We start from the raw sequence: 22,351 nt of genomic DNA on the forward strand, positions 1-22,351 counted from the left end.
CCTTGTCCAACAGAGGACGCAAATTTAACAGCCGCCTCAGAGATCGTTATCAACGGCTACGTCAAAACGCGTGTCGCCCTAGGCAACTCCCGAACCGCCGCGCCGACCAATCGAATTGTCGTCGCGGTGAATCGGAACCAACCGTAATCGCGGAGCCAACCCTACGTCAGCGAGGACTTCCAGCGCACGTCGTTCGTCGTCGAGCAACGTGTCTGGAACGCCGAGCAGCACACTCACGACGCAGTCGGAACATCCGGGACCGCGAACCGCGCAGTCGTCACAATCGATCTTCACCGTGCCCATGATTTGGCGTCCTCTCGATCGGTGTTGTCAGCAAGCTATCGAGAGGCACCGACAAGTTCGGGCCGGCGACGAGCGCTTGCATGACCCGCGTGGCAACCGGCATCTGTCGGTGCGCGTGCCTACCTTCGGCGCATGGGGCAGCTGAGCTTCGCGGACGTTGATCCGCTGGCCGATGTTTCCCTGCGCGAGACGACGTTCGTCGTGGTGGACCTGGAGACCACAGGAGGCCGCGCCAGCGGCGAGAACCATGACGCGATCACCGAGATCGGCGCCGTGAAGGTGCGCGGCGGCGCGGTGCTGGGTGAGTTGGCCACACTCGTCGATCCGGGCCGCAGCATCCCCCCGCAGATCGTCTCGCTCACCGGAATCACGACGGCGATGGTGTGCGACGCGCCGCGGATCGAATCCGTGCTGCCGGCCTTCTTGGAGTTCGCCCGCGGCGCGGTCCTCGTCGCGCACAACGCAGGCTTCGACATCGGGTTTCTGCGCGCGGCCGCCGAACGCGCTCAGATCGCCTGGCCGCGACCGCCGGTGCTGTGCACGGTGCGCCTCGCACGCCGGGTGCTCACCCGCGACGAAGCGCCCAGTGTGCGGCTGGCCGCACTTGCCCGGCTGTTCGGCGCCTCCACCACGCCGACCCACCGTGCTCTCGACGACGCCCGCGCCACCGTCGACGTATTGCACGGGCTGATCGAGCGGGTCGGTAACCAGGGCATACGGACGTACACCGATCTGCGTTCGTATCTGCCGGACGTGACACCGGCGCAACGCCGCAAGCGGCATCTCGCCGATGCGCTCCCGCACAGCCCGGGCGTGTACCTGTTCCGGGGGCCGGCCGGCGAAGTTCTCTACGTCGGCACCGCAGTCGATCTGCGCCGGCGCGTCAGCCAGTACTTCAACGGCGCGGACCCCCGCACCCGCATCAAGGAGATGGCGACGCTGGCAACCGCGGTCGACCATGTCGAATGCGCGCACGACCTCGAGGCCGGCGTCCGCGAACTGCGTCTGCTCGCTGCACACGCCCCGCCCTACAACCGGCGGTCGAAGTCTCCGCACCGATGGTGGTGGGTCGTGCTGACCGACGACGCGTTCCCGCGGTTCTCGATAGTGCGCACTCCCAAACACCAAACGGCCGTCGGTCCCTTCCGATCCCGCGCCGACGCCGCCGAAACCGCAGCGCTGATGGCCCGGTTCACCGGCGTGCGGACCTGCACCGGGCGGCTGAGCCGTTCGGCAGCGCACATCTGCCCCGAACGTGAACTTTCGCCTTGTCCCGCGCCGCAGAACATCACGGCCGCGGACTACGCCCCCGCTCCGTGCCGCGCCGTCGAGTTGATGGACGGCAGCGACAGCAGGCCGCTGGCCGCGGTGCTGGCCGACATCACCGACCTCGCCGACCGCAACCGCTACGAGACCGCGGCCCGGTTGCGAGATCACGCCGCCACGGCGATCGACGTGCTGTGGCGCGGCCAACGGCTACGAGCGCTGAGCGCCGTCACCGAACTCGTGGCCGCCCGCCCCGACGGCAGCGGCGGTTGGCATCTCGCGGTGATCCGGCACGGTCAGCTCGCGGCCGCGGGCACCGCCCCCCGCGGTGTTCCGCCGATGCCGGTCATCGACGCCATTTGCGCTGGGGCACAAGCGATTCTGCCGATCGACGCGCCGCTGGGCGGCGCACTCGTCGAGGAAACCGCGCTCATCGCGCGCTGGCTCACCCAAGCCGGCGTACGCATCGTGCGGGCCGAGCCCGGCTACGCGTCGCCGGTGGGATCGGCGGGGCGGTGGGCGTCGTGGGCAGCATCGGCGCGGTCCGCGCGGCTGGCCGCCGAGCAGACCCTCGACGCCGAATTAGACCTTTTGCGTGAACCGCACCCAACGCGCGAGAAGTTGTTCGGCCGCCCCGGAGTCGATCGCGTCGGCGGCCCGTTGCAGACCCGACTCCCAGGCCGGCACCCATTTGGCGTCGCTGGCTAGCCCCGCGTGGGCCACCATCGCGCCTGCCGCGTTGAGCACGACCGCATCACGCACGGCACCCTTCGACCCGCCGAGCACCGAACGCACCTCTGCCGCATTGGATTCCGCGTCACCACCGACAAGCTCCGCGATATCGGCTCGCTTGAAGCCGAAGGCCGCAGGGTCGAACGTCAGCCGCTCCACGGTCCCCGCCTGCACCCGCCAGATCGTGCTCGTCGTGGTGGTCGTCAGCTCGTCGAGTCCGTCGTCGCCGTGGACGACGAGCACGCTGGACCGCCGGCTCGCGAACACACCGGCCATCACCTCGGCCAGCTCAGCCCACGCACAGCCGATCAGCCCGGCGCGCGGTGCGGCCGGATTCGTCAGTGGCCCAAGCAGATTGAAGACCGTTGGGACACCGATCTCCCTGCGCACGACGGAGGCGTGCCGGTATGACGGGTGGAACTGCGGGGCGAACGCAAAGCCGATGCCGACTTCGGCGACGCTGCGGGCGACATCGTCAGGCCCCAGGTCGATGCGAACGCCGAGAGCTTCGAGTGTGTCTGCGCCGCCCGACAGCGACGACGCGGCGCGGTTGCCGTGCTTGATCACGGGCACACCCGCCGCGGCCACCACGATCGCCGCCATGGTCGACAGGTTCACGGTGTTGGCGCCGTCGCCGCCGGTCCCCACCACGTCGACGGTGTCGTTGCCGATCTGGTCGGTGGGCACCCGGCGCGCATGCCGCAGCATCGTGTCGGCCAGCTCGGTGACCTCGCCGGACGTCGGGCGCTTCATCTTCATCGACACGGCGAACCCCGCGATCTGCGCGGGCGTCGCGGTGCCGGTCATGATCTGGTCCATCGCCCACGCCGCCTGTCCGTGCGCCAGCGCCTGCCCGGTGGTCAACCGGCCGAGGATCGTCGGCCACGTCAGGGAGTCATCGGAATTCACGGCCTGATTATCGCCAATTGCTCGACCCGGGTGGAGTTGGACAACTACAAAGCGTCATACTTCATGGTGTGACGAGCGCTGTAGGGACCTCGGGAACCGCAATCACGTCGCGAGTACATTCGCTGAACCGACCCAACATGGTCAGTGTTGGCACCATAGTGTGGCTTTCCAGTGAGCTGATGTTCTTTGCTGGATTGTTCGCGATGTACTTCACGGCGCGGGCCCAGGCCGCTGGTGATTGGCCCCCGCATCCGACCGAGCTGAACCTGTACCAGGCCGTGCCGGTGACGCTGGTGCTGATCGCGTCGTCGTTCACGTGCCAGATGGGCGTTTTCGCCGCCGAGCGCGGCGACGTGTTCGGCCTTCGACGGTGGTACTTCGTGACGTTCCTGATGGGCGCGTTCTTCGTCGGCGGCCAGGCCTACGAGTACTACCACCTCGTCTCCCACGGCACGACCATCCCGGGCAGCGCCTACGGGTCGGTGTTCTACCTCGCCACCGGCTTCCACGGCCTGCACGTCATCGGCGGCCTGATCGCCTTCATCTTCCTGCTCGCCCGCACCACGATGAGCAAGTTCACCCCGGCGCAGGCCACCGCGGCGATCGTCGTCTCGTACTACTGGCACTTCGTCGACATCGTGTGGATTGCCCTGTTCGCCACGATCTACTTCGTCCGATGATCGGCTCGATGAGAAAGGGTTCGATGACCGACAAGTCTCGCCGTCGGCTGCGTCGGCGCTTGTCGGCAGCGCTGCTGCTGCTGACCGGACTGGCCGTCGCCGGTGGCCTCGCGGCCACCCTCACCCCTACGCCGCAAGTGGCGGTCGCCGACGAGTCGCAGTCGGCGCTGCTGCGCACCGGCAAGCAGCTGTTCGAGACGTCGTGTGTGACGTGCCACGGCGCCAACCTGCAGGGTGTCCCCGACCGCGGACCCAGCCTGATCGGGGTCGGCGAGGCCGCCGTCTACTTCCAGGTGTCGACCGGGCGGATGCCGGCGATGCGCGGCGAGGCTCAGGCTCCGCGAAAGGACCCGATCTTCGACGAGTCGCAGATCGACGCGCTGGGGGCCTACGTGCAGGCCAACGGCGGCGGCCCGACCGTGCCGCGCGACGCCAACGGCCACATCGAGCAGCAGGGTCTGATCGGCGGGGATGTGGCTCGCGGTGGTGACCTGTTCCGGCTGAACTGCGCGTCGTGCCACAACTTCACCGGTAAGGGAGGCGCGCTGTCGTCCGGCAAGTACGCCCCTGAACTGGAGCAGGCCGAACCCGCGCAGATCTTCACCGCAATGCTGACCGGGCCCCAGAACATGCCGAAGTTCTCCGATCGGCAGCTGAGCCCGGACGAGAAGAAAGACATCGTCGCCTACGTCCGTCAAGCGACGGAGACGCCCAACCCCGGCGGCTACGGCCTCGGCGGATTCGGCCCCGCGCCGGAGGGCATGGCGATGTGGATCATCGGGATGGTCGCCGTCATCGGTGCGGCGCTGTGGATCGGTGCAAGGGCATGACTTCAGATAACGCGGACGACGTCAAGGGAACCGACACCCCCGGCCAGAAGGGCGTTCCCGGGCAGCCGAGTGACGCCGAACTGGCCACCATGTCGCGTGAAGAACTGGTCGAACTGGGTGGCGAACTCGACGGTGTCGAGACCATCTTCAAGGAGACCCGCTGGCCGGTGCCCGACACCAAGGCCGAGAAGCGCGCGGAACGAACCGTGGCCTATTGGCTTCTGCTGGGCGGACTTTCGGGCCTGGCTCTGCTTGTGGTGTTCTTGTTCTGGCCGTGGGAGTACCGGCCGTACGGTTCGCCCGGCGAGTTCTGGTACACGCTGGCCACCCCGCTGTACGGGCTGTTGTTCGGCCTGTCGATTCTGGCGATCGGCATCGGCGCGGTGCTTTACCAGAAGAAGTTCATCCCCGAGGAAATCTCGATTCAGCAGCGCCACGACGGCCGCTCCCCCGAGATTCACCGCAAGACGGTCGTGGCGAACCTCAGCGATGCCCTGGAAGGGTCAACGCTCAAGCGCCGCAAGCTCATTGGCCTGTCGCTCGGGATCGGCCTCGGCGCGTTCGGGGTGGGCACGCTGATCGCATTCGTCGGCGGCCTGATCAAGAACCCGTGGAAACCTGTGGTTCAGACGGCAGACGGCAAGAAGGCCGTGCTGTGGACGTCGGGGTGGACCCCGCGGTTCGCGGGCGAGACCATCTACCTGGCTCGCGCCACCGGCAAGCCCGGTGAGTCACCGTTCGTCAAGATGCGTCCGGAGGACATCGACGCGGGCGGCATGGAGACGGTGTTCCCGTGGCGGGAATCCGACGGCGACGGCACCACCGTCGAGTCGCACGAAAGACTGTCCGAGATTTCGATGGGCGTACGCAACCCGGTGATGCTCATCCGCATCAAGCCGGCCGACATGCCCAAGGTCGTCAAGCGCAAGGGCCAGGAGAGCTTCAACTTCGGCGAGCTGTTCGCATTCACCAAGGTGTGCTCGCATTTGGGTTGCCCCTCTTCGCTTTACGAGCAGCAGAGCTATCGCATCCTTTGCCCGTGCCACCAGTCGCAGTTCGACGCGTTGCACTTCGCAAAGCCCATATTCGGTCCGGCTGCGCGCGCGTTGGCGCAGCTGCCCATCACTATTGACAAAGACGGGTACCTGGTCGCCAACGGCGACTTCATCGAACCCGTCGGACCGGCATTCTGGGAGCGGCGCTCATGAGTCCAACACTGCCAAAGCCGAACATCGCGGAGATCGCCGCCAAACAGGGCGACGACATCGATTCGCGGTATCACCCGTCAGCGGCGGTGCGCCGCCAGCTGAACAAGGTGTTCCCCACCCACTGGTCGTTCCTGCTTGGCGAGATCGCGTTGTACAGCTTCATCGTGCTGCTGCTCACCGGTGTGTACCTGACGCTGTTCTTCGACCCGTCGATGGCCGAGGTCACCTACGACGGCGTGTATCAGCCGCTGCGCGGGGTCGAGATGTCCAAGGCTTTCGCGTCCGCACTGGACATCAGCTTCGAGGTGCGCGGCGGGCTCTTCGTCCGCCAGGTGCACCACTGGGCGGCACTGATGTTCTCCGCGGCGATCATGGTGCACCTGGCCCGCATCTTCTTCACCGGCGCGTTCCGCCGGCCGCGTGAAGCCAACTGGGTCATCGGCTCGCTGCTGCTGATCCTGTCGATGTTCGAGGGCTACTTCGGTTACTCGCTGCCCGACGACCTGCTGTCGGGCATCGGGCTGCGGGCGGCGTTGTCGTCGATCACGCTGGGCATGCCGGTGATCGGCACGTGGTTGCACTGGGCGTTGTTCGGCGGTGACTTCCCGTGCGGTGGCGTCGGATACCAGTGTTCGGCAGACGGTGTCCTGCTGCCCAGGATGTATGCACTGCACATCCTGCTGATCCCCGGAATCATCCTGGCGCTCATCGGGATTCACCTTGCGCTGGTGTGGTTCCAGAAGCACACGCAGTTCCCCGGCCCGGGCCGCACCGAGACGAATGTCGTTGGCGTGCGCGTGATGCCGGTGTTCGCCGTCAAGTCCGGCGCGTTCTTTGCGATGGTCACCGGCATCCTGGGCATCATGGGCGGGCTGCTGCAGATCAACCCGATCTGGCAACTGGGCCCCTACAAGCCGTCGCAAGTCTCGGCGGGCAGTCAGCCTGACTTCTACATGATGTGGACCGAGGGCTTGGCCCGTATCTGGCCGGCATGGGAGTTCTACCCGTTCGGCCACACCATTCCCGCTGTGGTCGGCGTGGCGGTGGGCATGGGTCTGGTGTTCGTGCTGTTGATCATCTACCCGTGGATCGAGAAGAAGCTGACGGGCGACAACGCACACCACAACCTGTTGCAGCGGCCGCGAGATGTGCCGGTGCGCACGGCCATTGGTGCGATGGCGATCGCGTTCTACATGGTGCTGACGCTGGCGGCGATGAACGACATCATCGCCTTGAAGTTCCACATCTCGCTCAACGCCACCACGTGGATCGGGCGCATCGGCATGGTGGTGCTGCCCGCGATCGTCTACTACATCACCTACCGCTGGTGTGTCGGCCTGCAGCGCAGCGACCGCGCCGTGCTCGAACACGGCATCGAGACCGGCATCATCAAGCGCCTGCCCCACGGCGCCTACATCGAACTGCACCAGCCACTGGGCCCGGTCGACGAGCACGGGCATCCCATCCCGTTGGAGTACCAAGGTGCCGCGGTGCCCAAGCGGATGAACAAGCTCGGCTCCGCAGGGGCACCGGGTTCGGGCAGCTTCCTGACCGCCGACCCGGTCTCGGAAAACGAGGCGCTCAGCGAAGCCGCGCATACCTCAGAACGCAAGGCGCTCACCGCATTACGCGAGCACCAGGACCGCAACGGCTCGGGCAACGGACAGACGAACGGGCACCACTAGTCGTCCAGGCTGCCCATGTTGAGGTTGACGGTGGTTCCCGTCAACCCGCTCGCCTTGTCGGATGCCATGAATACCGCCACGTTGGCCGTCTCCTCCAGCGTCATCAGCCGTCGTGGGTGGGTCTTGCTTGCCAGGAACTCCATCAGCTGTTCACGTGTCATGCCCGAGGCTTTGGCGCGGGCCTCGAAGGCTTCCGTGATCTTGTGCGCTTCCGGCACGGCCTGTGGCCGTAGACCAACTACGCGAATACCCTGAGGCGCAAGCTCGGCCGAAAGATCTCGAGTGATTGCCTCCTTGGCCGCCATCGCCGGGCCGTAGCCACCCACGAACGGGATGCCGGTCCGCGCGTGCAGTGTCGTGACGGTCATGATCACCCCCGATTTATTTGGAATCATCCGCCTGGCGGCAAGGCGTGCGGTCAGGAAGTAGGACGTCGTGTGGCTGGCGATCGCGAGAACGAACTTCGCGAGATCAAGCTCGACCAGTGAGACGCCCAGAATCTCCGTGTTGTGGATGCCCACTGCGTTGAACGAGGTATCGATGCGGCCGGCCTGATCGATCACGGACTGCAGATGGGCGTCGACAGCTGACTCGTCGAGAGCGTCGACGGCCGCCGCCTCGGCGAAACCGCCTGCGGAAACCACCTCGGCGGCAATATCTTCCACAGGCGCCGGGTTGCGGCCGGTCAAGAACGTCGTGGCGCCCTCGCGAGTCGGCCGATATCGATGCGCTGAAGACCCTCCTGACCGACGACGCCTTCATCTCGATGCCGCCGATGCCCTACGAGTACGAGGGCCGAGACGTCGTAACGGCCTTCTGCGCCAACCTCTTCCGCGCGGGACGCAGGTTCGACCTCGTACCCACACGGGCCAACGACCAGCCCTCCTTCGGGGCCTATCTGTGCGCCGCCCCTACCGATGTCCGCGAGGGGTCGGCCTCATTGTCCTCACGCTGAGCGGCGAACGAATCTGCGCCATGACCCGTTTCGAGAGCGGCGTGCTCGACTGGTTCGGGCTCCCGCGATCGCTGCCGAGCAGATCGCTAGGCCGCTGACCCTTCCACGAGGTCGCGCAGCTGGCGCAGGAAGTACCACGGCACGGCGGGCATCGCGACAGTGATGAGCGCCGCCAGACCGTAGAGCACCCACGATGCGGTGTTGCTGTCGACGGCCATCAGGTACGTCGCGACACCGATGGCAATCGTCGCGACACCCATGGCACACGCGATAATCACGGCGCAGCGCAGCCAGAGCTGGTCGACGGCCGTCATCAGCGGGGACGGCGTGGCCCTGATCGGCTCTCGCGACGACGGGTGGCCAGGCCGCGTGCCCACGGGGTCGGCGGTGCCGAGAGCCCGCAGTTTCTCCGTGGGCGCCTCGACGCCACGGACCGGCGGCCCCGGCTGGCCTCCGGTGTTGCGCAGCGGCGCGCGAGTCGGCGGAGGCGAATCCTCGAGCGCAGCGCGGCGCGCCCGCAACAGCAGCGGCACCGCACCGATGATGACGGCGGCCGAGATGCCGATGACCGTGTACAGCAGCCACGGCGTGTCGGAATCGGTTGACGACTGCGGGTGTCCGCTGCCCAGGTCGACAAGGGCGACGGTGGCGGCCACGCCGGCGCCCAACGCGGCGAGCCAGATCGCCGCACACGCGGCAAGGAGGATGCGATCGATACGGTCGAGTTCGCCGGTGTCCAAGGCGGAGCCGAACCGTGAACGGCCCGCCGTATCCGTGTCGTAAGGCATCAGCAGCTGGTCTGCGCGGCGTTGTTGGTGTTGGACGATAGAACCGTTCCGTCGCTGGTCGTGATCGAGCAGTTGAGCCTGCTGACCAAGAACAAGCTGGACGCCTGTACGGAGCCGACCTCCGATTGCGAGATCGGCGTGACCGTCAGCGACCACGGGATGTAGACGTTGCGCTGGGTGCGGCTGCGGCCCGACGCGTCGATGTAGGTGACGGTGATGATGTCACCGGGCGCCTTGGTGCCGGTCACCGAATAGGTCACCTGCCGCGGGCCTGACCGGGTCGTGGTCGGTGGTGGCGGAGGCGTGGTCGACTCCGGCGCCGGTGGTGGCGGCGGTGGCGCCTCGGTGCTCGGGGCGGGCGGTGGCGGCGGAGGCTCCTGCGTGACCGTCACGGTCTCCGGCGGCGGTGGCGGTGGCTCCGACGTAGGCGGTGGTGGAGGGGGCGGTGGCGGAGTGGTCGTGGTGATCTCGTCTTGCACCGGCGGCGCGGTGGTAGTCGTCGTGCCCGGGTTGGCGAGGTTGTCGGTATCGGTGCGGGTCACCAACACCGACACCGACACCACCAACGCGACGGCGGCGATGATCGCGGCCACGCCCACGATCCATGGCCATCGGGGGGGCGTCTCCTGGTCAACCAACTCGGTCGCCGGGTCGTAGTTGTCGTAGTCGTAGAGCCCTGCCTCGGCAGGCACGTACGGGCCGCTGGTGAATTGTTCGGACTCGGGTGCGGAGTACGCCTGCGAGTAGATCTCGGTCTCGCCGGTCTCCGGTGCCGCCGGCTGGTCCTCAGAATCCGGCCCTGGGGGATTCGGCCCACTCATTTACGCCTGTCCTTCTCCACTACTTCACTGGCGCCGGCATGTTGGGCCATAAGCCGCTCGACCGTGCCTCGGCAACACTACCCAAAGCGAACGAGTGAGCGGATCTCACACCGCGGGTTGCGGGCGAACTGTTGTCCCGATTGTGACCTAGTGCTTCTCGGGGCCGGTGTAGTACTCGAACACCAGGCCGGCGGCCGTCGACAAAACGAAGCACACCCCGGCGACGATCAGCCACGGAAGCCACAGGGCGACCCCGACCGCGGTCACCGACGCGGACAGCGCGATCGCGACCGGCCACCAGCTGTGCGGGCTGTAGAACCCCAGCTCACCGGCGCCGTCGCTGATCTCGGCGTCCTCGTAGTCCTCTGGGCGGGTATCGAGGCGACGGGCCACGAACCGGAAGAACGTTCCGGTGATCAACGTCAGGCCCGACGTCATCACCAGGGCTGTCACGCCGGCCCACTCCACGCCGCCGTTGGCGAACATCGCGGTCAGCACGCCGTAGACCACCGCCGACAGCACGAAGAACGCGGTCAGGAACTCGAACAGCCTCGCTTCGATGTGCATGCGCGTTTCCTATTTGGTCGCCTGGAGGTTCGAACCTTCGCCGCGGCGGGTGTCGAACGGATGGGTCGTGATCGCTGTGGGCGGCTGGTTGATGGCCTGCAGCGCTTCGGCGTTCGTCTTGCCGGCGTTGCGCTCCTGCAGGTAGGCCTTGAAGTCGTTGGGCTCCACCACGCGAACTTCGAAGTTCATCATCGAGTGATACGTGCCGCACATCTCCGCGCAGCGGCCGACGAACGCGCCGGTCTTGCTGATCTCGCTGATCTGAAAGACGTTGTCGGAGTGGTTGGCCTCGGGGTCGGGCATGACGTCGCGCTTGAACAAGAACTCCGGCACCCAGAACGCGTGGATGACATCGGCAGAGGCGATCTGGAACTCGATGCGCTTACCCGCGGGCAAGACGAGCACCGGGATCTCGGTGGAGGAGCCCAGCGTCTCGACCTTGTCGAAGTTGAGGTACCGGCGGTCCTCCGGGTTGAGGCCGCGCACTGCGCCGACAAGCTCCTCACCGTGCTTGTCGACGCCTTCGGGCTTGGACTCCATCGCGGCTTTGCGCGCGTTGTCGACGCCGTCGTAGGTCAACGTGCCGTCGGTGAAGTTGACCTTCTGGTAGCCGAACTTCCAGTTCCACTGGAAGGCGGTCACGTCGATGACGACCTCGGGATTGGGGTCCTTGTGCAGCATCTTCTCCTGCACCACCACGGTGAAGTAGAAGAGCACCGAAATGATCAGGAACGGTGTGACGGTGAGCACCAGCTCCAGCGGCATGTTGTAGCCGAACTGGCGCGGCAGCTCGGTGTCGGTCTTCTTGTGCCGGTGAAACGCGGAACTCCAGAAGATCAGGCCCCACACGATGACGCCGACCACGAGTGCGGCGATCAGCGAGCCGATCCACAGCTCACGGTTCACGTGCGCCTCTGGTGTGATGCCTTCCGGCCAGCCGAGGCCGATCGCCTCAGACCAGCTACACCCGCTGAGCAGCACAGCTGCGCCGCCCAGAATGACTGACAACGCAACCACCCGGAATCCGCGAGGTGTCACGTTGGAGCCTCCCTAGAAGTCGGTGAAACTAGGCGAATACTACGCAGCGTAGACCACGCCCGGATGCCTCTCTCGACACACCTCTTCGATTAGGCATACTGGCGCGGTGTGCGGACTGCTGGCCCTGCTTACCGACCCGTCCGCTGACGTCTCTTCATCACTGGTCGATGCCGTTTCGGGGGCGTCGCATCTCATGCGCCACCGCGGTCCCGACGAGCCGGGCACGTGGTCCGACGACCGTGTCGTCCTTGGCTTCAACCGGCTGTCGATCATCGACATCGCGCACAGCCACCAGCCATTGCGATGGGGGCCACCCGAGTCGCCCGACCGCTACGTGCTGGTGTTCAACGGCGAGATCTACAACTACCTGGAATTACGTGAAGCACTGCGCTCCGATTTCGGTGCGGTGTTCCACACCGACGGCGACGGCGAGGCGATCATCGCCGCCTACCACCACTGGGGCACCGACGCGCTGACCCGGCTGCGCGGCATGTTCGCGTTCGCGCTGTGGGACACCGTCGAGCATGAGTTGTTCTGCGCCCGCGACCCGTTCGGCATCAAACCGCTGTTCATGGCGACCGGGACCGGCGGCACGGCAGTCGGCAGCGAGAAGAAGTGCCTGCTGGACCTCGCGGAGACGATTGGCATCGATCTCGGCATCGACGACCGTGCGGTGCAGCACTACACGGTGCTGCAGTACGTGCCCGAGCCGGAGACGCTGCACCGCGGCATTCGCCGGCTCGAGTCGGGCAGTTACGCCCGAGTGAGGCCGGGCAAGCCACCCGAGGTGACCCGCTACTTCACGCCGCGCTTCGCGGCCCAGCCTTTCGTGAACGGTAAGGAGCAGACCCGCTACGACGAGATCACCGCGGTGCTCGAGGATTCCGTCGCCAAGCACATGCGCGCCGACGTCACGGTCGGCGCCTTCCTGTCCGGCGGCATCGACTCCACCGCGATCGCCGCACTGGCGATGCGCCACAATCCCCGGCTGATCACCTTCACCACGGGATTCGAACGCGAGGGGTTCTCCGAGGTCGACGTCGCGGTCGCCTCTGCCGAGGCGATCGGCGCCAGGCATGTCACCAAGGTGGTCAGTCAGGCCGAATTCGTCGCCGCCCTACCCGAAATCGTTTGGTATCTCGACGAACCCGTCGCCGACCCGGCGCTGGTCCCGCTGTTCTTCATCGCGCGCGAAGCCCGCAAGCACGTCAAGGTCGTATTGAGCGGCGAGGGCGCCGACGAACTCTTCGGCGGCTACACGATCTATCGAGAGCCTTTGTCTCTCAAGGCTTTTGACTACCTTCCGCGTCCGGTGCGACGTTCGCTCGGCCGGGCATCCAAGCCGCTGCCGGACGGCATGCGAGGCAAGAGCCTGCTGCACCGCGGGTCGTTGACGCTCGAAGAGCGCTACTACGGCAATGCCCGCAGCTTCTCCGATGAGCAGTTGCGGGCGGTGCTGCCGGGGTTCCGCGACGAGTGGACGCACACCGACGTGACCGCGCCGGTGTACGCCGCATCCGACGGCTGGGATCCGGTGGCGCGCATGCAGCACATCGACCTGTTCACGTGGCTGCGCGGCGACATACTGGTCAAGGCCGACAAGATGACGATGGCCAACTCACTGGAGCTGCGGGTGCCGTTTCTGGACCCCGAGGTGTTCGCGGTGGCGTCGCGTCTGCCGCTGGAGCAGAAGATCACAAGGGCCACAACGAAATTCGCCTTGCGCCGCGCGCTGGAACCGATAGTGCCAGCGCATGTGCTGAACCGACCGAAGCTGGGCTTCCCGGTGCCGATCCGGCACTGGTTGCGGGCGGGCGAACTGCTGGACTGGGCCTACGGGATGGTCGGCACCTCACAGGCGGGCGAGCTGGTCGACATCGCGGCGGTGCGGACGATGCTCGACGAACATCGCAGCGGCGCAAGCGATCACAGCCGCAGGCTGTGGACGGTGCTGATCTTCATGCTGTGGCACGCGATCTTCGTCGAGCACAGCGTGACGCCGCAGATCAGCGAGCCGACGTACCCGGTCCAGCTCTAGGCGAGGGCTGCGGCGATTTCCTTAGCCGCATCCGCTCCATAGGCGTCACCCAGTCGCTTCACCGCGGCATCCTTGTCCCACGTCCACTCCTGCGGGCCGGGCGCTTCCAGCACCAGCGTGGCGACCATCGACGCGAGCTGGGCCGACCGCTCGAGGCTCAACCCGGCGCTGCGGCCGGTCAAAAAGCCTGCGCGGAACGCGTCGCCGATGCCGGTGGGATCGTCCTTGTGCGTTTCGGGCACCACATCGACGTGGACGAAAGTGCCGTCGCGGCCGACGATGTCGACGCCCTTCTCCCCCAATGTCGTGATGCGCATCTGGATCTGGCCCATCACCTCGGCCTCGGACCACCCGGATTTCTGCAGCAGAAGATCCCATTCGTAGTCGTTGGTGAACAGATAGGCCGCGCCGTCGATCAACTGGCGGATCTGATCGCCTGACAACCGGGCCAGCTGCTGACTCGGATCGGCGGCAAAGGCCAACCCCAGCTTGCGGCACTCCTCGGTGTGCAGGAACATCGCGTCGGGATCGTTAGCCCCGACTATCACGAGATCGGTTGTGCCCGTTCGTGATACGACGTCGGCGAGCTTGATGTTGCGGGCCTCGGACATCGCCCCCGGGTAGAAGGAGGCGATCTGGGCCATGGCCTCATCGGTCGTGCAGACGAAGCGCGCGGTGTACGCCGAGTCGGAGATCAGGACGTTGTCGCAGTTCACTCCGTGCGATGTCAGCCACTGCCGATAGTCGTCGAAGTCCTTGCCAGCGGCGCCGACCAGTGCCACGTCACCGCCGAGCACACCGATCGCGAACGCCATGTTGCCGGCGACGCCACCGCGGTGGACCACCAGATCGTCGACCAAAAAGCTCAGTGACACCTTTTGCAGGTGATCGGCCAAAAGCTGCTCGGAGAACCGACCGGGAAAGCGCATGAGATGGTCGGTCGCAATGGATCCCGTCACCGCAATGGTCACGAAACGTCACCCTTCGTTTGTTAAGTCGCCTAGATAACCTTATCCAGACTAACGTTCTCGGCGGGGGCACTGGCCGGCCGTGCGATAACCTGCGTACAAGTGCCCGCCCGGTCACTGTAGACAAGCGATTTCATCAAGACACCTCCGGGGAGCAAATACATGGCAGGTCCGTACCCGCCCGAATACGGCACCGGACCCGTCGGCCCGCAAATGTACCCCGAATCATTTCCCCAGCAGCCCTTTCCACCGCGAGACGCCGCGCAGCCGTATCCGGACAATGTCCCGTCGCCATATCCGGGAATGCTGCCGCCGCCGGTGCAATATCCGAAACGGCGGCGCACCAAACTGATCGCCGGTGTGGCAGTGGTACTCGCCATCGTCGCCGCTGTGGTGACGGCGATTGTGTTCGCGGCGGGCAGCGGGAAATCCACCAACCGCACCACACTCAGCGATGCCTCGGCCAAGGCCGCAATTCAGGAGTATCTGGACGCCCTCTCCAAGGGTGACGACAAGACCGTGGCACGACACACCCTGTGCGGGCTGTTCGACGCGGTCAAGGAGCGCCGATCTGACCTGGCGCTGGCCAGCCTGTCCAGCGATGCCTTCCGCAAGCAGTACAGCAAGGCCGAGGTGACGTCGATCGACAAGATGGTGCAGTGGTCGCCGAATCAGGCGCAGGTGCTGTTCACGATGAAGGTCGCCCCCGCGAGCGGATCACGAGGCCAGTCCGGCGACGACGAGCAGCAGGCCGTCGCACAGCTGCTCTCACAGGACAACGAGGTGCTGGTGTGTTCGTACTTGCCGCGAACGGCCGGTCAGTACTGACTCAGTTGAAGGAGTCGCCGCAGGCACACGACCCCGTCGCGTTGGGGTTGTCGATGGTGAAACCCTGCTTTTCGATGGTGTCGACGAAGTCGATCGTCGCGCCCTGCACGTAGGGGGCGCTCATGCGGTCAACGGTCAGCATGACGCCGCCGAACTCCGCGGTCAGATCGCCGTCGAGTGCACGGTCATCGAAGAACAGGTTGTAGCGCAGGCCGGCGCATCCGCCTGGCTGGACGGCAATGCGCAGGGCCAGGTCGTCACGACCCTCCTGGTCCAGCAGCGCCTTCGCCTTGGCGGCCGCGGCGTCGGTGAGGGTGACGCCGTGGGTGGCGGTGCTGGTCTGGTCCTGAACAGTCATTACTTCTCCCCTAGGGCATGTTCGTGGGTAGACCGTTGGTCCACCACATCAACGGTACCTTGTTTGCGCCCTATTCCCGACTTATCCCCAGGTCGCGGCCGTCACACTCGCCAAACCCGTGAGCTGGTTTGCCGCATCGTCGATGGCCAGCCGCACCGAACCGGCGTGGTCGGCGATCGAGTACGCCGCGGCGATCCCCGCGTTATCCAGGGCCACACCGTCGAGCGTCACTTGGCCGGCGAGCACGAGCACCGGGATGTGCCGGGCCCGCGACGCCCCGGAGATCGCGCTCACGACTTTGCCGTGCAGGGATTGGTCGTCGAACCGGCCTTCGCCGGTGATCACCAGTTCCGCGGCCGCCACATCGTCGGCCAACCGTGTGTGTTCGGCGATGATCGACGCCCCGGATTCGCGGCGACCGCCGAGCGCCAACAATGCCGCGCCGATGCCGCCTGCGGCGCCTGCGCCGGCTTCGTCACTGACGGTCCGGCCCGCCGCCGCGTTCAGCTCGACGGCCCAGTCCTGCAGTCGCCGCTCCAAGAGGACGACCGTCTCCGGATCCGCGCCCTTCTGCGGCCCGAACACCCTCGCGGCGCCCATCGGCCCGAGCAGCGGATGCTCGACATCGGTGGCGGCGATCAGCTCGACACCGGCAAGCAGCGTGCGAGCCTGCGCCAGCCCGCCAAGCTCATCGACCATGCCTCGGCCGCCGTCGGTGCAGCCGCTGCCGCCGAGCCCGACCACGATCCGGCCCGCCCCCGCGGTCACCGCTGCCGCGATCAGCTGGCCCACGCCCCTGCTGTGCGCCTCGAGTGCGGTCTGCACGGTCGGCGGGCCGCCGAGCAACGCCAGCCCACACGCCTGTGCGCATTCGATGTAGGCGGTGGCCGGCGGAACCGAGTCAAGCACCCATTCCGCGCACACCTCGGCGGTCAGCGGGCCCTTGACTCGCAGTGTGTGCACCTCGCCCAACCGGCCTGCCAGCACGCCAACGAAGCCTGGGCCGCCGTCGGACTGCGGCGCCAGGATCAGGTCGTCATCTGGGCGGGCGCTATGCCATCCGGCGGCGATCGCCTCGGCGGCCTGGACCGCGGTAAGACTGTCACCGAAGCAGTCGGGGGCGATCAGTACCCGCATCACGGCAAAGTACCCTGACAGGCGTGAACCTGCTGGGCCGCAAGAAACACAACCCGGACTCGGAGAATGAGGCCGACTCGGCCGTGTCCGACGACGCGACCGGCCAGGAGATCACCCCGTCGAGAACCACCGCCCCCAAGGGCAGGCCGACCCCGAAACGCAGTCAGGCCGCCCGCAAGCGCGGCCCTGTCGCGCCGGCGCCGCTGACCGCCGCTGAGGCGCGCCGCCGGCGCAAGGAATTGGGCGGTCCGAAGCTGTCCCGCGAGGAACGCAGGGCCGAGAAGGTGGCCCGCCGCTCCGACATGGCCGACCGGCGCGAAAAGATGATGGCGGGCGAGGACGCCTACCTGCTGCCACGCGACAAGGGGCCGGTGCGCCGATTCGTTCGAGACGTGGTGGATGCGCGCCGCAACGTGCTCGGCCTGTTCATGCCCGCGGCGCTGATGCTGATCTTCGTCATGCTCGCTGTGCCGTCGGTTCAGGTGCAGCGTCTGCTCTCCCCCGCCATGCTGGTGCTCGTCCTGGTCATGGTGATCGACGGATTCTTCGTGGGCCGCAAAGCGAACAAACTTGTGCAACAGAAGTTCCCGGACAACACCGAAAGCGGTTGGAAACTCGGCTTTTACGCAGCAAGCCGCGCGTCACAGCTGCGCCGGATGCGCGCGCCGCGGCCGCAGGTCAATCGCGGCGACAAGATCGCCTGACCGCCGGTGCGCACGCTGGTGCTCGGTGGTATCCGGTCGGGTAAATCAAAGTGGGCGGAGACGGTCATCTCCGAGTCGACTCGCGACGAGCGCGAGGTGCGCTACATCGCCACCGGTGCGGCCCCCGGCGGTGACGCCGACTGGGCGGCGCGAATACAGGCACACCGGTCGCGGCGCCCGTCACACTGGACAACCGTCGAAACAACCGACGTGCCAAAACAGTTGCGTACCAACGCAACAGTCGCGACGCTGGTCGACGACGTCGGTGGCTGGCTGACCGCTGTCATGGATCGCCGCCATGCATGGACGGATGGCTCAGTGGCCGATGACGTCGACGATCTGCTCGATGCGGTGAGCGCCTTCAGCGCGCCGCTTGCCCTGGTCACCCCCGAAGTGGGGCTCACCGTGGTGCCCCCGACGGCATCGGGGCGCAGGTTCGCCGACGAGCTCGGCTGCCTGAATCAACGGCTGGCCGCGTTGTGCGACAGGGTTGTGCTGGTGATCGCCGGCCAACCGATGACCGTCAAGGAAGCGTCGTGATCGAGTTTGCGCCGATCACGGTGCCGGATGCCGAGGTGGCCGCCGCGGCGCGGGACCGGCAGAACCGGTTGACCAAACCCCCCGGCTCTCTGGGCCGGCTCGAGGACCTGTCCGTGTGGGTGTCGTCGTGCCAAGGTGTATGTCCCCCAAAACAATTCGAGCGACCCCGGGTGGTGGTGTTCGCCGGTGACCACGGCGTTGCGGCCTCCGGGGTGTCGGCGTACCCGGCAGAGGTCACCGCGCAGATGGTCGCCAACTTCGACGCAGGCGGCGCCGCGATCAACGTGCTGGCCGAGGCCGCAGGGGCCAGCGTGCGGGTGGTCGACATCGCCGTCGACGTCGCCGAGCCGCTGTCGCCGTCGATCGGCGCGCACAAGGTCCGGCGGGCCAGCGGCAACATCGCCGTCGAGGACGCGATGACCGCCGACGAGGCGATGACGGCGGTCGAGGCGGGTCGGCGAATCGCCGACGAAGAGGTCGATTCCGGCGCGGATCTGTTGATCGCGGGCGATATGGGAATCGGAAACACCACGGCGGCAACCACATTGATTGCCGCCCTGACGGAGTCCGAACCCGTCGCCGTAGTGGGCAGGGGAACCGGCATCGACGACGCTGCGTGGGCCCGCAAGACCGCCGCGGTGCGCGACGCCCTCTACCGCGCCCGCGGCCTGACCGCGAATCCCGTTGACCTGCTGAGGGTTTGCGGAGGGGCCGATCTCGCGGCGATGGCGGGCTTTTGCGCGCAGGCCGCAGTACGACGCACGCCGCTGCTGCTCGACGGCGTGGTGGTAACCGCTGCCGCGCTGGTCGCCGAGGCGCTCGCGCCGGGCGCGCGGCAGTGGTGGCAGGCAGGCCATCGCTCCACCGAACCGGCCCATGCCGTGGCGCTGCAGCACCTCGAACTCGAACCGATAGTCGACATGCGGATGCGGCTCGGCGAGGGAACCGGCGCCGCCGTCGCGTTGCCCATCGTGCGCGCCGCGGTCGCGACACTGGCATCGATGGCGACCTTTGACGAGGCCGGCGTCACCACGTGATCCGTTCGGCCACAGGGGCATTCGCGTTCGGAACCATCCTTCCGGTGCGGAGTTCCGCCAGCATAGGCCGGGGCGTCATGACGGCCCTGCCGCTCGTCGGCGCCGCGCTCGGCGCACTTGCCGCCGGGGTCATCACGGCATCAGAGTGGGCGTTCGGCGAGGGCAGCCCACTGGCCGGTGCACTCGCGGTGGCGGTTCTTCTGGTGGCGACGCGGGGCCTGCACATCGACGGGCTTTCGGATACCGCCGACGCGTTGGGTTGTTATGGGCCGCCAGAGCGGGCGCTGGAGGTGATGCGCGACGGCTCGGCTGGCCCGTTCGGCGTGGCCGCGGTGGTCGTCGCGATCTTGCTGCAGTCCCTTGCGTTCGCGCAGTTGAGCGCGGTCGCCGCAATCGTCGCCGTGATGGCCGGCCGGGTGGCTGCGGTCGCGGCGTGCCGGCGATCGGTGCCTGCTGCGGCCGGCAGCACGCTCGGCGCGCGCGTTGCAGGCACACAGCCCGCCGCGACCGTGCTGGCGTGGGTGGTCGCTGTCGCGGGGCTGGCGGTGTTCGCCGACGCCCGTCCATGGCAGGGACCACTCGCCGTCGTCGTCGGGCTGGCGTGCGGCGCCGCGCTCGTGGCGCACTGCGTGCGCCGGTTCGGCGGAATCACGGGCGATGTTTTGGGCTCCGCGATCGAGGTGACGACGACGGTGGCCGCCGTCGGCCTGGCTATCAGCTGAGCCGCGCCATCCAGCCGTGCGTGTCGGCGAAGGTGCCTCGCTGGATTCCGGTCAACGTATCCCGCAGGGCCATCGTGATCTCGCCGGGTCCGCCGTCGGCGATGGTGAACTCGCCGTCGGCGTGCCTGACCTTGGCGACGGGCGTGATGACGGCCGCCGTGCCGCAGGCGAACACCTCGGTGATCTCCCCCGCCGCGACCTTCTTCTGCCATTCGTCGACGTCGATCTTGCGCTCCTCGACGGCGAATCCGGCATCAGTTGCCAACTGCAGCAAGGAATCTCGCGTGACGCCGGGCAGGATAGACCCGGACAGCTCCGGCGTGACGAGCCTGGCGGTGCCGCCGCTGCCGAACACGAAGAACAGGTTCATCCCGCCCATTTCTTCGACGTAGCGGCGCTCGGTGGCGTCGAGCCACACCACCTGATCGCAGTCGTTCTCGGCGGCTTGGGCCTGCGCCAACAGCGATGCGGCGTAGTTGCCGCCGAACTTGGCCGCGCCGGTACCTCCTGGGCAGGCGCGCACATATTCGTGAGACAGCCACACGCTGACCGGCTTGATGCCGCCCTTGAAGTACGCCCCGGCAGGAGAGGCGATGACCAGGTAGCGGTATTCGGTCGCCGGACGCACACCCAGACCGGGTTCGGTGGCGAAGATGTAGGGCCGCAGATACAGCGACTCCTCGCCCCCGGCCGGCGGCACCCACGGCTCGTCGACAGCGATCAGCTGGCGCAGCGACTCGATGAACGTTTCTTCGGGCAGCTCCGGGATGGCCAGCCGCCGCGCCGAGGTCCGCAGACGCCTGGCGTTGGCCTCCGGCCGGAACGACACGATCGAGCCGTCCGCCCAGCGGTAAGCCTTGAGCCCTTCGAACACCTCTTGCGCGTAGTGCAGGACGATCGCGGACGGATCGAGTTCGATCGGGCCGTACGGCATCACCCGTGCGTTGTGCCAACCCTTGCCTGCGACGTAGTCGATCGACACCATGTGGTCGGTGTGGAATTGACCGAACGGCGGATCGGACAGAATCGACGCCCGTACCTCATCGCTGGCCGCATTCGGGTTGCGCTCAACGGTGAACTCGAGGGGGCCGTCAGTCATGAGGCGATTGTATATCCGCTAGCTACCGGGTTTTTGCCTCGATAAACGGCGGTTTGACCACCTCACACTCCAGTCCGCGGCCGCGGACGTCGACCGAAACGGTCTGCCCGTCCGCGATGTCTTTATCGCTGTCCAGAAGTGCCAGCGCGATACCGACTTTCAAAGTCGGAGAAAAGGTTCCCGACGTCGTCACCCCAATCGGGGTGTCACCGTCGAGCACGGTCAAATCGGGCCGCAACACACCCCGGCCGGTGGCTTTCAGCCCGCGCAGAAGCCGGCGCGGTCCGGATTCCTTTTCTGCCAGCAGCGCTTCGCGGCCCCAGAATGCATCCTTTTTCCACCCGATGGCCCAGCCGCAGCGGGCCTGCAGCGGCGAGATGTCCAGCGACAGCTCGTGACCATGCAAGGGATAACCCATTTCCGTGCGCAACGTGTCACGCGCGCCCAGACCGGCGAGCTCTCCGTCGGCGCCGCCGACCGCGTCGACCAGGGCATCGAAGACCACACCGGCCTCATCCCATGGCGGGAGCAGTTCGTACCCGTGCTCGCCGGTGTAACCCGTGCGGCACACGCGCACCCGAACGCCGCTGAAATCCGCGTCGGCATATCCCATGTAGTCCATATCGGTCGGCAGACCCAAACCGCCGACCACCTCGGCCGATTTGGGGCCCTGCACCGCGAGTACGGCATAAGACCTGTGTTCGTCGGTGATCGTGATGCCCGCGGGTGCGCGCTCTTTCAGCGCGGCGACGACCGCGGGGGTGTTGGCGGCGTTGGGCACCAAGAAGATCTCGTCATCGGAGACGTAGTAGGCGATCAGGTCGTCGACAACACCTCCGGAATCGGTGCAGCACAACGTGTATTGCGCCTTGCCCGGCCCGATACGGCGAAGGTCGTTGGTAAACGCGGAGTTGACGTAGTCGGCCGCTCCGGGCCCTCGCACCAGCGCCTTGCCGAGATGGCTGACATCGAAAAGCCCGACGGTGTTCCGGGTCGCGGTGTGCTCGCTCACGGTGCCCGCATAGCTCACCGGCATCAGCCAGCCGGAAAATTCGGCGAAACTGGCGCCGAGTTGACGATGACGATCCTCGAGAGGCCCATGCAATGCTTCGCTCACGGTTCACACCTTAGGGTGGAC

At 66.7% G+C, this 22,351-nt stretch carries 22 protein-coding genes and 1 pseudogene; 11 read left to right on the plus strand and 12 right to left on the minus strand.

Annotated elements, in window-relative coordinates:
• Nucleotides 1–78: 78 nt before the first annotated feature.
• Entirely contained in the window at nucleotides 79–303 is a 225-nt protein-coding gene (locus ACWW36_RS26175; protein ID WP_456138845.1) for a hypothetical protein, read from the minus strand.
• A gap of 132 nt (nucleotides 304–435) precedes the next feature.
• Here ACWW36_RS26175 and ACWW36_RS26180 point away from each other — a divergent pair.
• A pseudogene (locus ACWW36_RS26180) lies at nucleotides 436–2,214 on the plus strand (DEDD exonuclease domain-containing protein); the annotation flags it as partial.
• Here the strand turns inward: ACWW36_RS26180 and trpD are convergent.
• Nucleotides 2,152–3,228 carry an anthranilate phosphoribosyltransferase gene (gene trpD, locus ACWW36_RS26185; protein WP_456142632.1) on the minus strand — a complete coding sequence of 359 codons (1,077 nt, stop codon included), beginning with the start codon at nucleotides 3,226–3,228 and terminating at the stop codon, nucleotides 2,152–2,154. The pseudogene ACWW36_RS26180 and the gene trpD sit on opposite strands and share 63 nt — an antisense overlap.
• 50 nt (nucleotides 3,229–3,278) lie before the next feature.
• Here trpD and ctaE point away from each other — a divergent pair, with 50 nt between their 5' ends.
• The 4 genes from ctaE to qcrB are packed head-to-tail and all read left to right on the plus strand — an operon-like array spanning nucleotide 3,279 to nucleotide 7,613.
• Entirely contained in the window at nucleotides 3,279–3,890 is a 612-nt protein-coding gene (gene ctaE, locus ACWW36_RS26190) for an aa3-type cytochrome oxidase subunit III (RefSeq protein ID WP_456138846.1), read from the plus strand.
• Complete coding sequence (qcrC, locus tag ACWW36_RS26195; RefSeq protein WP_456138847.1) at nucleotides 3,887–4,720, plus strand: cytochrome bc1 complex diheme cytochrome c subunit; 834 nt, start codon at nucleotides 3,887–3,889, stop codon at nucleotides 4,718–4,720. Before ctaE ends, qcrC begins: the two co-directional genes overlap by 4 nt.
• Nucleotides 4,717–5,928: a cytochrome bc1 complex Rieske iron-sulfur subunit gene (gene qcrA, locus ACWW36_RS26200; protein WP_456138848.1), complete on the plus strand. Its 1,212-nt coding sequence runs from the start codon at nucleotides 4,717–4,719 to the stop codon at nucleotides 5,926–5,928. The genes qcrC and qcrA overlap by 4 nt, the downstream gene beginning before the upstream one ends.
• Nucleotides 5,925–7,613, plus strand: coding sequence for a cytochrome bc1 complex cytochrome b subunit (gene qcrB / locus ACWW36_RS26205; RefSeq protein ID WP_456138849.1), 1,689 nt, complete (start codon nucleotides 5,925–5,927; stop codon nucleotides 7,611–7,613). Before qcrA ends, qcrB begins: the two co-directional genes overlap by 4 nt.
• Here the strand turns inward: qcrB and ACWW36_RS26210 are convergent.
• The 5 genes from ACWW36_RS26210 to ctaC form a co-directional block, all read right to left on the minus strand.
• Nucleotides 7,610–8,278 carry an SDR family NAD(P)-dependent oxidoreductase gene (locus ACWW36_RS26210; protein WP_456138850.1) on the minus strand — a complete coding sequence of 223 codons (669 nt, stop codon included), beginning with the start codon at nucleotides 8,276–8,278 and terminating at the stop codon, nucleotides 7,610–7,612. The two genes, qcrB and ACWW36_RS26210, sit on opposite strands and share 4 nt — an antisense overlap.
• Nucleotides 8,279–8,654: 376 nt before the next feature.
• A complete protein-coding gene (locus ACWW36_RS26215; RefSeq protein ID WP_456138851.1) occupies nucleotides 8,655–9,356 on the minus strand; it encodes a DUF2561 family protein in 702 nt (233 codons plus the stop codon).
• Nucleotides 9,356–10,177: an MmpS family transport accessory protein gene (locus ACWW36_RS26220; protein WP_456138852.1), complete on the minus strand. Its 822-nt coding sequence runs from the start codon at nucleotides 10,175–10,177 to the stop codon at nucleotides 9,356–9,358. The genes ACWW36_RS26215 and ACWW36_RS26220 overlap by 1 nt, the downstream gene beginning before the upstream one ends.
• Nucleotides 10,178–10,324: 147 nt before the next feature.
• On the minus strand, nucleotides 10,325–10,744 hold the full coding sequence (locus ACWW36_RS26225; protein ID WP_456138853.1) for a cytochrome c oxidase subunit 4: 420 nt from the start codon (nucleotides 10,742–10,744) through the stop codon (nucleotides 10,325–10,327).
• 9 nt (nucleotides 10,745–10,753) lie between these two features.
• A complete protein-coding gene (gene ctaC / locus ACWW36_RS26230; RefSeq protein ID WP_456138854.1) occupies nucleotides 10,754–11,782 on the minus strand; it encodes an aa3-type cytochrome oxidase subunit II in 1,029 nt (342 codons plus the stop codon).
• Nucleotides 11,783–11,888: 106 nt separating this feature from the next.
• On the opposite strand from ctaC, the gene asnB reads away from it, so the two are divergent.
• Nucleotides 11,889–13,820, plus strand: a complete 1,932-nt coding sequence (gene asnB, locus ACWW36_RS26235) for an asparagine synthase (glutamine-hydrolyzing) (protein ID WP_456138855.1) — start codon at nucleotides 11,889–11,891, stop codon at nucleotides 13,818–13,820.
• Here asnB and ACWW36_RS26240 read toward each other — a convergent pair.
• A complete protein-coding gene (locus ACWW36_RS26240) occupies nucleotides 13,817–14,791 on the minus strand; it encodes a carbohydrate kinase family protein (RefSeq protein WP_456138856.1) in 975 nt (324 codons plus the stop codon). The two genes, asnB and ACWW36_RS26240, sit on opposite strands and share 4 nt — an antisense overlap.
• A gap of 159 nt (nucleotides 14,792–14,950) precedes the next feature.
• On the opposite strand from ACWW36_RS26240, the gene ACWW36_RS26245 reads away from it, so the two are divergent.
• On the plus strand, nucleotides 14,951–15,616 hold the full coding sequence (locus ACWW36_RS26245; protein WP_456138857.1) for an Rv0361 family membrane protein: 666 nt from the start codon (nucleotides 14,951–14,953) through the stop codon (nucleotides 15,614–15,616).
• Between the two features lies 1 nt (nucleotide 15,617).
• Here the strand turns inward: ACWW36_RS26245 and ACWW36_RS26250 are convergent, their stop codons facing one another.
• Both ACWW36_RS26250 and ACWW36_RS26255 read right to left on the minus strand, forming a co-directional pair.
• Nucleotides 15,618–15,974 carry a HesB/IscA family protein gene (locus ACWW36_RS26250; RefSeq protein ID WP_456138858.1) on the minus strand — a complete coding sequence of 119 codons (357 nt, stop codon included), beginning with the start codon at nucleotides 15,972–15,974 and terminating at the stop codon, nucleotides 15,618–15,620.
• Between the two features lie 81 nt (nucleotides 15,975–16,055).
• The gene (locus ACWW36_RS26255) at nucleotides 16,056–17,111 is read right to left on the minus strand and encodes a glycerate kinase family protein (RefSeq protein ID WP_456138859.1); all 1,056 of its coding nucleotides are present in this window, start codon (nucleotides 17,109–17,111) and stop codon (nucleotides 16,056–16,058) included.
• 83 nt (nucleotides 17,112–17,194) lie between these two features.
• Here ACWW36_RS26255 and ACWW36_RS26260 point away from each other — a divergent pair, with 83 nt between their 5' ends.
• The 4 genes from ACWW36_RS26260 to ACWW36_RS26275 are packed head-to-tail and all read left to right on the plus strand — an operon-like array spanning nucleotide 17,195 to nucleotide 20,114.
• The gene (locus ACWW36_RS26260) at nucleotides 17,195–17,815 is read left to right on the plus strand and encodes a DUF3043 domain-containing protein (RefSeq protein ID WP_456142633.1); all 621 of its coding nucleotides are present in this window, start codon (nucleotides 17,195–17,197) and stop codon (nucleotides 17,813–17,815) included.
• Between the two features lie 6 nt (nucleotides 17,816–17,821).
• Nucleotides 17,822–18,355, plus strand: coding sequence for a bifunctional adenosylcobinamide kinase/adenosylcobinamide-phosphate guanylyltransferase (locus ACWW36_RS26265; RefSeq protein WP_456138860.1), 534 nt, complete (start codon nucleotides 17,822–17,824; stop codon nucleotides 18,353–18,355).
• On the plus strand, nucleotides 18,352–19,392 hold the full coding sequence (gene cobT / locus ACWW36_RS26270) for a nicotinate-nucleotide--dimethylbenzimidazole phosphoribosyltransferase (RefSeq protein WP_456138861.1): 1,041 nt from the start codon (nucleotides 18,352–18,354) through the stop codon (nucleotides 19,390–19,392). Before ACWW36_RS26265 ends, cobT begins: the two co-directional genes overlap by 4 nt.
• Nucleotides 19,389–20,114, plus strand: coding sequence for an adenosylcobinamide-GDP ribazoletransferase (locus tag ACWW36_RS26275; RefSeq protein WP_456138862.1), 726 nt, complete (start codon nucleotides 19,389–19,391; stop codon nucleotides 20,112–20,114). The genes cobT and ACWW36_RS26275 overlap by 4 nt, the downstream gene beginning before the upstream one ends.
• Here the strand turns inward: ACWW36_RS26275 and ACWW36_RS26280 are convergent.
• Both ACWW36_RS26280 and gcvT read right to left on the minus strand, forming a co-directional pair.
• Nucleotides 20,107–21,213 (minus strand): branched-chain amino acid aminotransferase, encoded by a 1,107-nt coding sequence (locus ACWW36_RS26280; RefSeq protein ID WP_456138863.1) that lies wholly within the window; start codon nucleotides 21,211–21,213, stop codon nucleotides 20,107–20,109. The genes ACWW36_RS26275 and ACWW36_RS26280 overlap by 8 nt on opposite strands.
• Before the next feature lie 22 nt (nucleotides 21,214–21,235).
• Nucleotides 21,236–22,330: a glycine cleavage system aminomethyltransferase GcvT gene (gene gcvT, locus ACWW36_RS26285; protein ID WP_456138864.1), complete on the minus strand. Its 1,095-nt coding sequence runs from the start codon at nucleotides 22,328–22,330 to the stop codon at nucleotides 21,236–21,238.
• Between the last annotated feature and the right edge of the window lie 21 nt (nucleotides 22,331–22,351).

The organism is Mycobacterium sp. MMS18-G62 (assembly GCF_053877835.1).

Bases quoted from the DNA above. Each gene is read 5' to 3' on its own strand.
- ACWW36_RS26175 (WP_456138845.1), bottom strand. From the start codon at position 303: ATGGGCACGGTGAAGATCGATTGTGACGACTGCGCGGTTCGCGGTCCC.
- qcrC (WP_456138847.1), top strand. From the start codon at position 3,887: ATGATCGGCTCGATGAGAAAGGGTTCGATGACCGACAAGTCTCGCCGT.
- qcrA (WP_456138848.1), top strand. From the start codon at position 4,717: ATGACTTCAGATAACGCGGACGACGTCAAGGGAACCGACACCCCCGGC.
- qcrB (WP_456138849.1), top strand. From the start codon at position 5,925: ATGAGTCCAACACTGCCAAAGCCGAACATCGCGGAGATCGCCGCCAAA.
- ACWW36_RS26215 (WP_456138851.1), bottom strand. From the start codon at position 9,356: ATGCCTTACGACACGGATACGGCGGGCCGTTCACGGTTCGGCTCCGCC.
- ACWW36_RS26220 (WP_456138852.1), bottom strand. From the start codon at position 10,177: ATGAGTGGGCCGAATCCCCCAGGGCCGGATTCTGAGGACCAGCCGGCG.
- ACWW36_RS26225 (WP_456138853.1), bottom strand. From the start codon at position 10,744: ATGCACATCGAAGCGAGGCTGTTCGAGTTCCTGACCGCGTTCTTCGTG.
- ACWW36_RS26245 (WP_456138857.1), top strand. From the start codon at position 14,951: ATGGCAGGTCCGTACCCGCCCGAATACGGCACCGGACCCGTCGGCCCG.
- ACWW36_RS26250 (WP_456138858.1), bottom strand. From the start codon at position 15,974: ATGACTGTTCAGGACCAGACCAGCACCGCCACCCACGGCGTCACCCTC.
- ACWW36_RS26255 (WP_456138859.1), bottom strand. From the start codon at position 17,111: ATGCGGGTACTGATCGCCCCCGACTGCTTCGGTGACAGTCTTACCGCG.
- ACWW36_RS26280 (WP_456138863.1), bottom strand. From the start codon at position 21,213: ATGACTGACGGCCCCCTCGAGTTCACCGTTGAGCGCAACCCGAATGCG.